This window comes from Rhodococcus sp. BL-253-APC-6A1W (assembly GCF_012843405.1).
GTDB lineage: Bacteria > Actinomycetota > Actinomycetes > Mycobacteriales > Mycobacteriaceae > Rhodococcus.
In genome coordinates this window covers 190,049-202,976 of the sequence record NZ_JABAFB010000009.1, presented here as the reverse complement: position 1 = coordinate 202,976, position 12,928 = coordinate 190,049, and the positions used below count along the sequence as shown (strand labels likewise).

Genomic DNA, 12,928 nt, shown 5'->3' with positions numbered 1-12,928 from the left:
ACAGGAGGTGCCCGGTGGCCGCAGATCTGATCCTGATCGCCTACGACGGGTCCGAGAATTCCAAGCGCGCCGTGCAGTACGCGGGGCGGTTCCTCGAGTCGTGCCGAGCGGTGGTCGTCACAGCCTGGGAGCCGATGGTGCGGCAGGCGGCGCGCATGTCGGGACTCTCCGGCGTCATGCAACCGGAATGGGTTCCGGACGAGGACCGTGAGGACATCGCGCTGACCGATGCGAAGGTCACCAACGACGAAGGACTCGCACTCGCCAACTCCCTCGGGCTGCAGGCCGAGGGACGCACCGTCGAGGTGGTCAACGCGGTGTGGGCTGCCATCGTCGAAGCGGCGGACGAACTCGACGTCGACATCATCGTCGCGGGCACGCGTGGCACCACGGGCCTGCGCTCGCTGCTGCAGTCTTCGGTGGCCGACCACGTCCTGCGCCACAGTCACCGTCCCGTGCTGATCGTGCCACCTGGACGCTGAGCGCGGCGCGCGCAGGAATATCGTCGAATCACCATGGACGGTTTTCTGCTTTCCCGCGCCGATCGCACCGTGCACGCCACCGGCACGCGTCGTCTCTTCGACGATGTCGCGTCCGCGTCTCGCGCCCTGCACCGCGGAGACGCCGACATCGTCGTCGGCGCCCTGCCGTTCGACCCGACACGACCGGTTGCGCTGGCCCAGCCGGAACACACCGACGTCACCGACGGACCGTGGGCCGCGCCGGACGACCTCCCCGACCTTCCGGACGTCTACCGGACCACCGAGCTTCCGCTGCCGCGCGTGCATGTCGCGCGGGTCCGCGCACTGGTGGAACGGCTCGAACTCGGCGAATTCGACAAGGTCGTGGCGGCCAGGAGGGTCGCCCTCGAGGCCGACGCACCCATCGACCCGCTCACCCTCGCCACCCGCATGATCGAGCGGCATCCCGACGCGGCGACGTTCGCGGTCGATCTCAGTGCGGCGGGTGAACGATTCTGGGGACACACCTTGGTCGGTGCGAGCCCCGAATTGCTCGTCAGCCGCCGGGGGGACACCGTCACGTGCCGACCACTCGCCGGGACGGCGGCGCGGTGCGACGACCCCGACGACGACCGCCGCGCCGGCAAGGAACTGCTGGGGTCGGCGAAGAACCTGGCCGAGCACGGGTACGTCGTCGAGTGGATCCGTGCCCGTCTCGCGCCGCTGTGCCGCGACCTGCAGATCCCCGAAACCCCCGAGCTCACCTCCACGCCGGATGTGTGGCACCTGGCCACCCCCATCACCGGGACGCTGCGCGACCCGGAGACGGACGCGCTCACCCTCGCGGCCGCATTGCACCCCACCCCCGCCGTGGCCGGTACGCCCACCGAAGCAGCCATGGACGCCATCGCGCGGGTCGAGGGCGACCGCAGGTTCTACGGCGGCGCGGTCGGCTGGTGCGACGCCGACGGTGACGGCGACTGGTTCGTCGCGATCCGCTGCGCCGAGCTGAGTTCGGACTGCCGGCGGGCGGTCGCGTGGGCAGGCGGGGGGATCGTCGCCGATTCCGATCCGCACGCGGAACTCGACGAAACCACCGCGAAGCTGCGCACGCTGCTGGGTTCGCTCGGCGTCTAGATCCTTCTCGGGGTGCAGGCGGTCGGACATCGCGCGCCGGGGTGATAGTTTGGCGCGAGCAATATGACATGCGTTACGAACGATGGGGAGATTGGTATGGCGAAGTTCCTGGGTCCGGGCCTGGGCAGCGCGGTAATCGGTGCTGTTCTCGGCGTCGTCGCGGTGTTCGGAGTTACTGCTGCAGCGCAGGAGAACACGCGTCCCCAGATCGACCGCAGCGGAAACGCCGAGTCCTCCCTCCTGAACCAGGTTGAGTACGGCAGCCGCTGACGGCTCCGGCAACGCTTCGAGTTCACTCACGTACCGAGGCGCGACGGACACTCCGTCCGCCGAACCCCTGTCCCGCCGGTGGCTGTTCGGCGCCACCGTGGTGGCAGTGCTGTTGTCGTTCGCTCAGGTTCCAGGCCTGGTCGTCGCCGACACGAAGTACGACCTGACACAGAACCCTCTCGGATTCCTCGCGCGCGCCGCTCACCAGTGGAGTAGCACCGCACCGCTGGGACAGGTACAAAACCAGGCGTACGGCTACTTCTTTCCTCACGGCACGTTCTTCGCCGCCGGGCAACTGCTGCACATCCCGCCGTGGATCACGCAGCGTGCCTGGTGGGCGGTGCTGCTCGTCGTCGGGTTCTGGGGAATCGTGCGGCTCGCCGAGGCCCTCGGAGTCGGGAACCGCGGTTCCCGCGTTGTCGCGGCGGCCGTGTTCGTTCTCTCCCCCCGCGTTCTGACCACGCTCGGATCCATCTCGTCCGAAGCGCATCCGATGATGCTCGCCCCGTGGGTGCTCCTGCCGGTGGTGCGGTATCTGAGCACTCGGTACGTGGGCTCGCCGCGCAGGCTCGCGGCGCAATCGGCCGCGGCAGTCGCGCTCATGGGTGCGATCAATGCCGTCGCGACGGCCGCTGCATGCCTGATCGCAGCGTTGTGGTGGGCCGCGCACAAGCCCAACCGCCGATGGTGGCGGTTCACGGCGTGGTGGCTACCGCTGTGCCTCGTCGCCGTGACGTGGTGGATGGTGCCGCTACTCCTGCTCGGCCGCGTCAGCCCGCCGTTCCTCGACTTCATCGAATCGTCGGGTGTGACCACCCAGTGGACATCGCTCGCGGAAGTTCTTCGCGGAACGAGCAGCTGGACGCCGTTCGTCTCACCCGAACGCATCGCCGGCGCCGTACTGGTCACACAGCCCGCTGCCGTGCTGGTCACCGGTGCGATCGCCGCCGCCGGACTGGCCGGGCTCGCGATGCACTCGATGCCGGCACGTGGCCGGCTCACGCTGATCCTGTTCGTCGGAATCGCGGGCCTCGGCGCCGGATATGCCGGGGAGCTCGGATCGCCGGTCGCCGATCAGGTGCGCGCGTTCCTCGACTCCACGGGCGCGCCGTTGCGCAACGTGCACAAACTGGAACCGCTGGTGCGGCTGCCGCTCGTACTCGGTCTCGCGCACCTGCTGCGCCGGGTTCCGCTTCCCGGTTCGGTGCCGTGGGCGCGCACCCGGACGGCGTTCGCCCACCCCGAACGCAACCCGATGGTCGCGTGCGCCACGCTCATCCTTGTCGCCCTCACCCTCGCCACGTCGCTGGCGTGGACAGGGAAGCTCGCGCCGCGCGGCGCCTACGACGAGGTTCCGGACTACTGGCACGCCACCGCCGCATGGCTCGACGAGCACACCGACGAACGCGGTGAACGCGCTCTGATCGTGCCCGGGGCACCGTTCGGCAGCCAGATCTGGGGACTGACGCGAGACGAGCCGCTGCAGGCGCTCGCAACCACGCCGTGGGCCTCGCGCGACGCCGTGCCCCTCGTCCCGCCCGGAGCGATCCGCGCCCTCGATTCGGTGCAACGGCAGATCGCGGACGGCCGCCCGTCGCCGGGACTCGCCGCAACCCTGCGTGGCCAGGGCATCGGGTTCCTCGTAGTGCGCAACGACCTCGATCCCGAGACGTCCCCGTCCGCGCGACCCGCACTCGTCCATCGAGCCCTCGACGAGTCGCCCGGGATCGAGCGCGTCGCCCGGTTCGGCAACGACATCGTGTCGGCGAGCGCCGACGGGTTCGTGACCGACGCGGACCTGCGGCCGGCATATCCCGCAGTCGAGATCTACAAGGTCGCGGCTACCGAATCGACACCCATCGGGCCGTACATGGTGGACGCGGCCGATGTGCCCGTCGTCCAGGGCGGTCCCGAATCGCTGCTCAACCTCCGCGCGGGAGACCCGGATCTGGCCGGGCCCACGCTTCTCTCCGCCGACGCTGCCCGCACGGGGCTGCCCGTCGACGAGGCCACCGTCACCGACACCCCCACCGACCGGGAAACCGACTACGGCCAGGTCGATCACCACTCGTCGGCGATTCGTGCCGCGGACGACCCACGCCGCACCCGCAACGCGGTACCCGACTATCCGGTGCCCGGCGCCGAACTCGTCCGTGCCGAATGGGAAGGCGCACGGATCACCGTGTCGAGCGCGGCGTCGGACGCCACGCAACTCGGAGGCACCGCGGTGGGCAGCGGGCCCGCAGCCGTCGTCGACGGAGATCCCACCACCGGGTGGCACAGCAACGGCCTCGAATCCGCCGTCGGACAGTGGTTGCAACTCGATCTCGACACCCCGGTCCACTCGGGCATGCTGCAACTGACCACCAGTTCCGGTGCGCTCGGCGATCCCGTCCGGTGGCTCGAAGTGACCACCGAGCGGGGCAGTACCGCCGTGCGGGTCGAGGAGCCCGGCCGCCCTCAGACCGTCGCGTTGCCGCTCGGTACCACGTCGTGGATCCGCATCACCTCGACCCACACCGAAAGTGGTTCGCGCGGAAACCAATTCGGGATCGCGGAACTTGCGGTCGACGAATTCACCGACGGCCGCAACCCCGAGCGCCTCGACATCCGGCGCCGCATCGTCGTTCCGGGACCCGCGGAGGGTGTCACGGTGCGCGGCTGGGATCTCGGACAGGAATTCCCCGGACGCGGCAGTTGCGTCGACACCCCGGACCGGGTGCGCTGCGCGCGGGGACTCGCGACGTCGACGGAAGAACCCAACCTCTTCACACGCACGCTCGAGGTGCCTGCCGCGACCGTCGTCGAACCGGACCTGTGGCTGCGCGTGCGCCCCGGGCCCGCACTCGACGATGTCATCGACCGCACCGATCGCGTCGTCGCCCGCGGTGACGCGGAAGTCGTGGATCTGCAGGGGTCGGCGTTCGCCGCCACCGACGGGGACCCGCGCACATCGTGGGCGGCCGACGAACGCTCCCTCGCACCCGGCGGACCCCGCCCGACGCTGACGCTGGAACTGCCGTCACCGCAACGGGTCACCGGCCTCGACATCGCGACGTCGCTGGGAGTGCTGCCCGTCGCGCCACGCGCGATCGCGGTGAACCTCGGGAACGGTCCACAGGTACGTGAGCTGAGCGAAGGCACCACCACACTGGACCTCGCTCCGCATGTCACCGACCGGATCACGCTGACCGTTCTCCGCTGGGACGACGTCCTCGACCGCACGGTGCTGGGATTCTCGAAGCTTGCGCCCCCGGGTATCGCCGAGGTGACCGTCCGCGGTGACGACGGCCCGATCGGTGCGCAGGACCGGATCTACGACCGGGAGGTGACGGTCGGCTGCGACGACGGCCCGGTGGTCACCGTCGACGGGCAGCCCTACCGCACGTCGGTGACGGCGAGCGTTGCCGATCTCGCCGCCGGGGCCGAAGTGCCGGCGACGCTCTGCGATACCGATGCGGTGGGCATGAACGCCGGTCGCGTCGACGTCGACGTGTCGCCGGGAACCCCGTTCATCGTGTCCCGCCTGCAACTGACGGTGCCGGGCGCCGACGCCCCGGCCGTGTCCCCGGTGGAGTTGGAGACCGGCGCCTGGTCCGCGAACCTGCGGGAGCTCACCGTGCCCGCGAGCGACGAGGACCGGCTCGTCGTGATCCCGGAAAGCACCAACATCGGCTGGGTGGCGAGCAGCAGCACCGACGGTCTCGAGCCCACCCCTGTCGTCGTCGACGGCTGGCAGCAGGGGTGGATACTGCCCGCCGGACCGGACAGCACACTGACGCTCGAGTTCACGACCGACCGCTGGTACCGGGTGGGGATCTTCGGTGGACTGGCGCTGCTGGTGCCGCTGTTCGCGCTGGCCCTGTGGCCGCTCTCGCGTCGGCGCGCCTCCGATCCCGGTCCCGCACCGCGCACATGGCGGTCGCCGGTCGCCGGACTGGCCGGTGTCCTCGCCGCTGCCGTCGTCGTGGCCGGCGGTGCAGGTGCCGTCGTCGCGGTCCTCGGCACCCTGGGACTCGTCACCGCGACCCGACGCTGGGGTCGGCGAGCCGCATCGCGTCTGCTTGTGGGAACTGCCGGCGGTGCCACCGTGCTCGCGATGGCCCTGTTGTCCACCGGGCCGTGGCGCTCACCCGACGGCTACGTCGGGCACTCGTACCTGATTCAGCTCGCGGCGCTGGTGGGACTCGTCGCGGTGGGGCTCGCCGCCCTGCCCTTGCGAGAGCGGTCCCAACGCTGGAAGGCCTCACGCGCGGGCACCTCCACGAGCGCGTAACTGGCCGACGCGATCGCAACGCTGAGCACGAAGGTCACGGCCAGCACCGGCCAGAAATGCCCCTGGAACGGTGCGATCCCGAAGACGGGGAAGATGATCGCCATCACCGCGAGATGCCAGATGAACAAGCCGTAGGACCAGCGCCCCACCGCGAGCGCCGGCGCGCTCGCGAGGAATCCGTGGTGCTCGCGCGGGGCGAGGACCAGCGGAGCGAGCAGCGCGAAACTCATGATCGCGCCCAGCACGATCTTGTTGCTGTACTCCCACGGTTCGAGGTCGGTGAGCGTCTTCGGTCCGGCAAGCGGAGTCGTCGCCAGACCGAATGTGACCGCCGCGATCCCCAGCATCAGGTACCGGCGCTCCGCGATCCGGTGCACCCAGGTCCTGGGACCGGTCACCAATTCGGCGAGCACTATTCCGGCGGCGAACCAGGGCAGATACCCCGGCAGCCAGTTCTCGTGATTGATGTGCTCGGGAGTCGGTATCGGCAACCACACCCACAGCAGCGAGAGCACGCTCACTCCGAGCAGGAGCGGAATCCGGATCCGTGCGGCCGGGCCCCGCAACCGGCAGACGGCGAGCGCCATCAGCGGCAGCGCCGCATAGAACGCGACCTCCACCGACAGGCTCCACATCTGGGTGAGCCCCTCGGTGAGGGTGAGCGGCACGAAGACCTGCGTGAACGTCAGGTTCGCCCACCACACCGTGGCTCCGCCGCCGGCGCCGGGGAGCAGCCACAGCACCAGGATCACCGCGATCCAGTAGGCGGGCAGGATGCGCGTCGCGCGCGACACCAGATACCGCCGGGCAGACGGCAGCGGGCCGAGACCGCGGGCCTCGGCTGCGTGCGGACGCCACAGCAGAAATCCCGACAAGGCGAAGAACAGGGCGACGGCCAGGTCCAGCCGACCCCACACGCGTCCGAGCGCCGACTCGTGCACGGCACCGGTCTGGAAAGCGACGTGGGTCACCACCACGGCGACCGATGCCAGTCCGCGCATGCCCTCCAGCGCCGGGAGAAACCCGTTTACGCGGGGGTCGGAGACCCTTGTACTACTCATCGGCGACCAGTGTGCCCGCCCAGGCACACCCGCGTAAATGCGGGTTCGTCACGAGCCACGAGCAACCGAGCACCGCGGACTGTTAGTGTCTTGGCTCACGTGGCGTTCGCGGGTCGGATGCCAAGGCGATCCGTGCAGCCCTGCTGCCGGTGGGGGTACTCGATGACAACCCGTTGAGTGAGGAGAGACAGCATGGCTGAGCGTTCGAGCTCCGGCCGGATACTTGCGTTGATTCTGATAGGCCTGGGGGCGTTCCTCCTGGTAATCGCAATTCTCGTACCGACCTACACTGTCGGCAAATTGGCGACTACACCCCTCGACCTCGAGGTGACCACCGTTGCCGAGGGCACGGGTGACATCCTCAATTCCCGAGCCCTGCTCGCAGGCAATGCTCAGGTCGACAGGGACGTCCCGATCGTGGCGCAGCGTTACGTGACGGTGGAAGATCCCGCAGACGGCGACATCATGACCCTCCAGGCGGGTCAGACGGTGCGTCGCCTCGACATGCAGGGCGACACCGGACTGGTGTCGGCGACCGTCGACCGCGTCACGATCGACCGCGACACGTCGATGCCCGTGTCGTCCGAGGACTTCGCCGATCGGGTGAGCACGGTGCAGTCGACTGCCGACGCGCCGCCCACCGATCTCGGCGACCGCGACGGCCTGCAGTACAAGTTCCCGTTCGATGTCAAGCAGGAGTCGTACCCCTACTACGACATCAACGCGCGTGAGACCTTCCCCCTCGAGTTCAAGGGTGAGGAAGAGATCAACGGCATGGCGGTCTACCACTTCAGCCAGGAAGTCGGACCGATCGACCTGTCCGAGGCCGATCCCGAGGTCCCGACCTACAAGCTGAGCCTTCCCGCTTCCACGTGGGGTGTCGGTGAGGGTGACGAGCCGATCACGATGACCCGCTGGTACAACAACGTCCGCGACCTGTGGGTCGACCCCATCACGGGTGTCGTGGTCAAGGGCCAGGAAGCACAGAACCAGTACTACGCACGCGAAGCCGACACCCCCGAGGTGACGATTCTCGACGTGACACTGCCGTTCGACGAGGAAACCGTCGAGTACCAGATCGGCCAGGCCAAGGACGGACAGGATCAGCTGTCCCTGTTCGGTCGTACCGTGCCGATCATCCTCGGCATCCTCGGCGCGATCCTGCTGATCGCGGGCATCGTGCTCGGTCTCCGTGGCGGACAGAACGGTGGCCGTCGTGCCGCTGCCACCACCGGACCGTCGCCGGCCGGCCCGGCCACCACGACGGTGGGACCGGCGCACTCCGCGTCGCCGCAGCGGGACTACACCGACGACAGGACCGAGGTCATCCCGCGGAACGATCAGGGCTCGGACACGCAGCAGCGTGACTGGACCACCGATCAGACGCAGGAGATCCCGCGCACCGACCTGCGGAAGCCTCCGCAGCAGTAGGCACGCGCAGCGCAAAGAACAACGACACCGCCCCCACCGTTCACGGTGGGGGCGGTGTCGTTGTGGGTCAGGTCGTGAGTCCGCTGCCCGGGCTGGGTCCGCTGCCCGGGCTGGGTTCGCTGTCCGGGCGTGGGGCGGACGCGGCGGCGGTTCGTACGGCCAGCACTGCGACCACCGCGGCGGTCGTGGCCGCCACCCCCACCGCGACGCCGACGAACTGCTCGATCGTCGACGCCACCGTCACCATCAGGATCACCTCGACGAGAAGACCGGCCCATGCGACCAGTGCCAGGTGCGTGCGCTCGCCCGCGATCGCCGACAGCAGCGCGCCCTGCAGCACCGCCAGGCACGCTCCCTGGAGGGCGAACATCCACAGCAACGACTGCACAGGCCGGTACGCATCTCCCACGAGCAGCGGGACGAGCGGTGCACACAACGCTGCTGCCGCGACGAGCGCCGCGCCCAGCGCCACGAGCACCGTCAGCGCGGACCGCACCGCCCCCGCGGACTCCGCCGGATCGGCCATTCGTGGATAGAGCACCACACCCACAGCCTGCGGCAGCCAGAACGCCACCTTCGTCGCGACAGCACCGAGGGCATACAGGCCTGCGGACTCCGGGTCCAGCACCATCCGGGCGAGCAGCAGATCGAGTGAGGTCAGCGCGATCAGCGCGAGTTGCACCTGGGAGGCGCGCAGGATCGCACCGGCGGACGGCGTCCAGGAGGACCCCGCGTCAGCCGGATCGGTGCGCCCGACGAGGACGGACGCAAAGATCGCGGTGATGCCGGTCCCCACAGCGCCGGCGAACAGCGCCGCCCCGGGTCCGCCACCGAGCATGAGCACGACAACCGCCGGGGCGACCTTCGCGATGCCCGCTGTGGCCAGCACGACGCTGAGCGCCGCGAACCTGCCACGCCCCTGGAGAAGGCCCTGTTCGGCCGCGAGAAGGACGAGCAGGGGCGCCGTCACGAGAGATCCGAACGCACCGGCGACGCTGGTGTCGAGTGCCCACGCCACCACGGGAACGAGAACCAGCGCGGCGAGGCCCGCCCAGGCGGCGCACCGGTAGCCGAGGCGCCGCAGCACCGCGACGCTGCTGCCGTGCACAGCCTCGCGCGCCACGACCGTCTGCAACGCGAGCGCGGGGACCGCCAGCACGAGTTGGGCGGCGAGCAGGCTCGCGAACTCGCCGTACCCGGCGGGGCCGAGCCATCTGCCCGCGGGCAGGTGCAGCAGGTAGGCCGCGATGTTGGCCGTCATCGCCCCGACGGTCACCATCGTCATTCCAGCGGCAGCCGACCGGCGCGTGGTCTCGGGTCGAGGCATCCGCCCATCCTCGCATCAGTGCGGACCCCGTATTCTGCCGCCATGCTGACGCCGGTGTCCTCGCGGTCGGTCGCACCGGTGTTGCCGGTGCGGTCGGTGCCGGCACTGTGGTCGCTGCTCCTGACGTTCGTCGTGCTCGGCCCGCTCCTCACCTCACCCGGTTACCTGCTCCTGCGCGACGCGGTGAGCACGCCGCGGTCTTTCCTCACCGACTCGTCTCTCGGGCTGTCCGACGCGGCAGCCCGCGCGGTCCCCCAGGATGCGCTGCTCGCGTGGGTGACCACGGTGATGGACGGTGGGGTCGCGGTGAGCGCGATCCTCGCACTGTCGGTGTGGGCGGCGGGATGGGGAGCGGCACGCCTCGTGGCCGTCGTTCTGCCGCGGGCCGGGGTGGCAGCCCAAGTGGTGGCGGCGACGGTCGCCATCTGGAATCCCTATGTAACGGAGCGCCTGCTGCAAGGCCATTGGAGCCTGCTCGCCGGATACGCAGCGCTGCCCTGGGCGATATGCGCGGCCGTGTCGATCCGGCGTCGGCAGCGCGGTGGATGGCCCGCGCTGGCGGTGTGCCTGGCAGCGGCCGGGCTGACACCCACCGGGGTGCTGCTCGCTGCCGTGGTGACACTCGCCGTTCTGGTTGTGCCCGGGGGCCGCAGTTCGACGGTCGTGCGGGTGGCGGGAGCCGTTGCCTTCACCGTCCTTGCGTCGCTGCCGTGGCTCACCGCCACTCTCCTGGCCGGTGGAGGAACCGAAGCCGACCCGGCCGGTGTGCGTGCGTTCGCCGCGCGGGCAGAACCACTCCTCGGCACCCTCGGTTCCCTCGCGGGACTCGGCGGCATCTGGAACGGCGATGCCGTGCCGGGCTCCCGCACCACCCCGTGGGCGCTCGTCGGCACGTTGCTGCTGCTCGGCATCGTCGCGTGCGGTGTGCCGGCGCTGTGGCGACGTCGTCGTCATCCCGTGGTCGTCGCCGCTGGTGTGCTCGCCGCGGTCGCAGTGCTCGGACCGGCCCTGGCCGCGACCGGCCCGGGACTCGCAGCCGGCGAATGGTCGATGGCGAACGTGCCCGGCGTGGGGCTGCTCCGGGACACCCAGAAGTGGGTGGCGGTGGCGATGCCCGGCTACGCGCTCGCCGCAGCAGCGGGCGTCGGGGCACTACAACGTCGATTCTCCGGACCGGACCCGATCTGGGCGGCCGTGGTGGTCGCGGGACTCGTCCTCGCACTGCCTGATCTCGCATGGGGCGTCTCCGGGCAGGTCCGTCCCGCTCGCTACCCGGACGGGTGGCAGAAGGTCACCGAGTACGTGACCGCACGCGACGGCGACGTGGCCGTGCTCCCCGGTGGCATGTTCCGGATCTTCGATTTCGCCGGTCCGGCCGCCGTGCTGGATCCGGCTCCGCGCATGGTGCGCGCGGACGTGTTGCAGACCGGGACCCTGCTGGTGGCCGGGGGCACGGTGGCCGGCGAGGGGCACCGCGCGGAGGAAGTGGAACGACTCCTGCTCACCGGCGCCGGTCCCGACACGCTCGCCGCGGAGGGGGTGGGCTGGGTGCTCGTCGAGCACCGCACCCCCGGAGATCGGGGCGAGTCGCAGCGGACTCTGGCCGCGCTCGAGCCGGTCTACAGCGACGACGATCTGAGTCTCTACCGCGTGGACGGCGTGACCACCGACGCGTCGCCGCACCGCACATCCGCTATCGCGGCACACGTGGTGTGGCTGCTGCTCTCAGCCTGCGGCGTGGTGGGCGTGCTGGTGCAGCGGTTCGCCCGTCCTCGGAAACAGTCCTGATACAGGCTGACCACGGGTGGTACCGGCAAGCACGTCGAACACTCCGTCGCCGGTCGCCTCCCACGAGAACTCCCCGGCCCGGATGCGTGCCTTCGCACCGAGTTGACGCAGGCGCCCGCGGTCCTCGAGAAGGTCGGCGACGGCATCGGTCAACTCGGCCGGGGAGTCGACGAGCAACCCGGTCACCCCGTCGATGATGGAATCGGTCAGGCCCTTCGAACTCCGGTAACCGATGGTGGGCACACCGTGCTGGGCGGCTTCGACCACCGCCAGACCCCACCCTTCCTTGCGGGAGGGCATGACGTGGAGCCATGCGCGGGAGAGGAGTTCGTGCTTGCGATCCTCCGGGACGTGGCCGTGGAACGTCACCGCGTCCGCGATCCCGAGGTCTGCGGCGGCGTCGCGCAAATTCTGCTCCCACCATCCGCCGCCGATGACATCGAGATGCAGACCGGGGATTCGGCCACGCAGCGCCGCGACAGCACCGAGCGCATCTTCGATCTGCTTGTGCGGTACGAGCCGCGACAGCACACACAGGCTCGGGTGCTCGGTACGGGTGTGGTCGTCGCCGGGTGCGACCCCGGCAGGTATCGCGTCGGCGCCGTTGCGCACCACCGCGATGCGCTCCCGGTCGACGCCGAGCGCGCGCAGTTCGTCGGCGGACGGCAGGGACACCGTGAGGTACTGGTTGCGGCGATGCACGCGCGGTGACAGCGACGATTCGATCCACCAGCCGAGCTTGGCCATCAGGCGTCCCGCCACGGGCCATTGCTCACGGTGGCAGTGGTGCACGAGAAGGGTGACCGGTGCGCCGGCGACAACCCGCGCGAAGAACGGGATGCCGTTCTGGGTGTCGATGACAGCGTCGGGCCGGATTCCGGCGAGCGGGCCGACACCGAACCGGCCGGCCAGGATCGCGGCCAGCGCTCGGGGGTACACCGTCAGCCGGCCACCACCGCGACTGATGTCGATACCGTCCACGCTGTCGCGGCGGCGGGCACCGGGATACGACGCGGTACGCAGCGTGACCTTGATACCGCGCGCAGCGAGCTGGGCTCCTACCTGCTCCAGGTACCGCTCACTGCCACCCCCTTGAGGGTGTCCGGTGTCACGCCAGCAGAGCAGCAGTACCTCCTGCACGCGGAGCCCCCAATATCTTGCGACGTCCCGAAGGGAC

9 protein-coding genes are annotated in these 12,928 nt (G+C 70.0%); 6 read left to right on the top strand and 3 right to left on the bottom strand.

Annotation, left to right across the window (positions count from 1 at the left end):
- Window positions 1–14 precede the first annotated feature (14 nt).
- The 4 genes from HF877_RS15885 (at window position 15) to HF877_RS15870 (ending at window position 6,144) form a co-directional block, all read left to right on the top strand.
- Window positions 15–482, top strand: coding sequence for a universal stress protein (locus HF877_RS15885; RefSeq protein WP_169622147.1), 468 nt, complete (start codon window positions 15–17; stop codon window positions 480–482).
- A 33-nt stretch (window positions 483–515) separates the two neighbouring features.
- A complete protein-coding gene (locus HF877_RS15880; protein ID WP_169622146.1) occupies window positions 516–1,598 on the top strand; it encodes an isochorismate synthase in 1,083 nt (360 codons plus the stop codon).
- 96 nt (window positions 1,599–1,694) lie between these two features.
- Complete coding sequence (locus HF877_RS15875; RefSeq protein ID WP_169622145.1) at window positions 1,695–1,868, top strand: DUF2613 domain-containing protein; 174 nt, start codon at window positions 1,695–1,697, stop codon at window positions 1,866–1,868.
- Window positions 1,849–6,144, top strand: coding sequence for an alpha-(1->3)-arabinofuranosyltransferase (locus HF877_RS15870; protein ID WP_169622144.1), 4,296 nt, complete (start codon window positions 1,849–1,851; stop codon window positions 6,142–6,144). The genes HF877_RS15875 and HF877_RS15870 overlap by 20 nt, the downstream gene beginning before the upstream one ends.
- Here HF877_RS15870 and HF877_RS15865 read toward each other — a convergent pair.
- Window positions 6,033–7,205 (bottom strand): acyltransferase, encoded by a 1,173-nt coding sequence (locus tag HF877_RS15865; protein ID WP_169622143.1) that lies wholly within the window; start codon window positions 7,203–7,205, stop codon window positions 6,033–6,035. The genes HF877_RS15870 and HF877_RS15865 overlap by 112 nt on opposite strands.
- 192 nt (window positions 7,206–7,397) lie before the next feature.
- Between HF877_RS15865 and HF877_RS15860 the strand changes: the two genes are divergently transcribed.
- Window positions 7,398–8,636 (top strand): DUF3068 domain-containing protein, encoded by a 1,239-nt coding sequence (locus tag HF877_RS15860; protein WP_169622142.1) that lies wholly within the window; start codon window positions 7,398–7,400, stop codon window positions 8,634–8,636.
- A 67-nt stretch (window positions 8,637–8,703) separates the two neighbouring features.
- Here HF877_RS15860 and HF877_RS15855 read toward each other — a convergent pair whose 3' ends face one another.
- Entirely contained in the window at window positions 8,704–9,963 is a 1,260-nt protein-coding gene (locus tag HF877_RS15855; protein WP_169622141.1) for a polysaccharide biosynthesis protein, read from the bottom strand.
- 42 nt (window positions 9,964–10,005) lie between these two features.
- On the opposite strand from HF877_RS15855, the gene HF877_RS15850 reads away from it, so the two are divergent.
- Window positions 10,006–11,751, top strand: a complete 1,746-nt coding sequence (locus HF877_RS15850) for a hypothetical protein (protein ID WP_240952514.1) — start codon at window positions 10,006–10,008, stop codon at window positions 11,749–11,751.
- On the opposite strand, the gene HF877_RS15845 is transcribed toward HF877_RS15850, so the two are convergent.
- Window positions 11,689–12,891 (bottom strand): glycosyltransferase family 4 protein, encoded by a 1,203-nt coding sequence (locus HF877_RS15845; RefSeq protein ID WP_169622140.1) that lies wholly within the window; start codon window positions 12,889–12,891, stop codon window positions 11,689–11,691. The genes HF877_RS15850 and HF877_RS15845 overlap by 63 nt on opposite strands.
- Window positions 12,892–12,928: the final 37 nt, after the last annotated feature.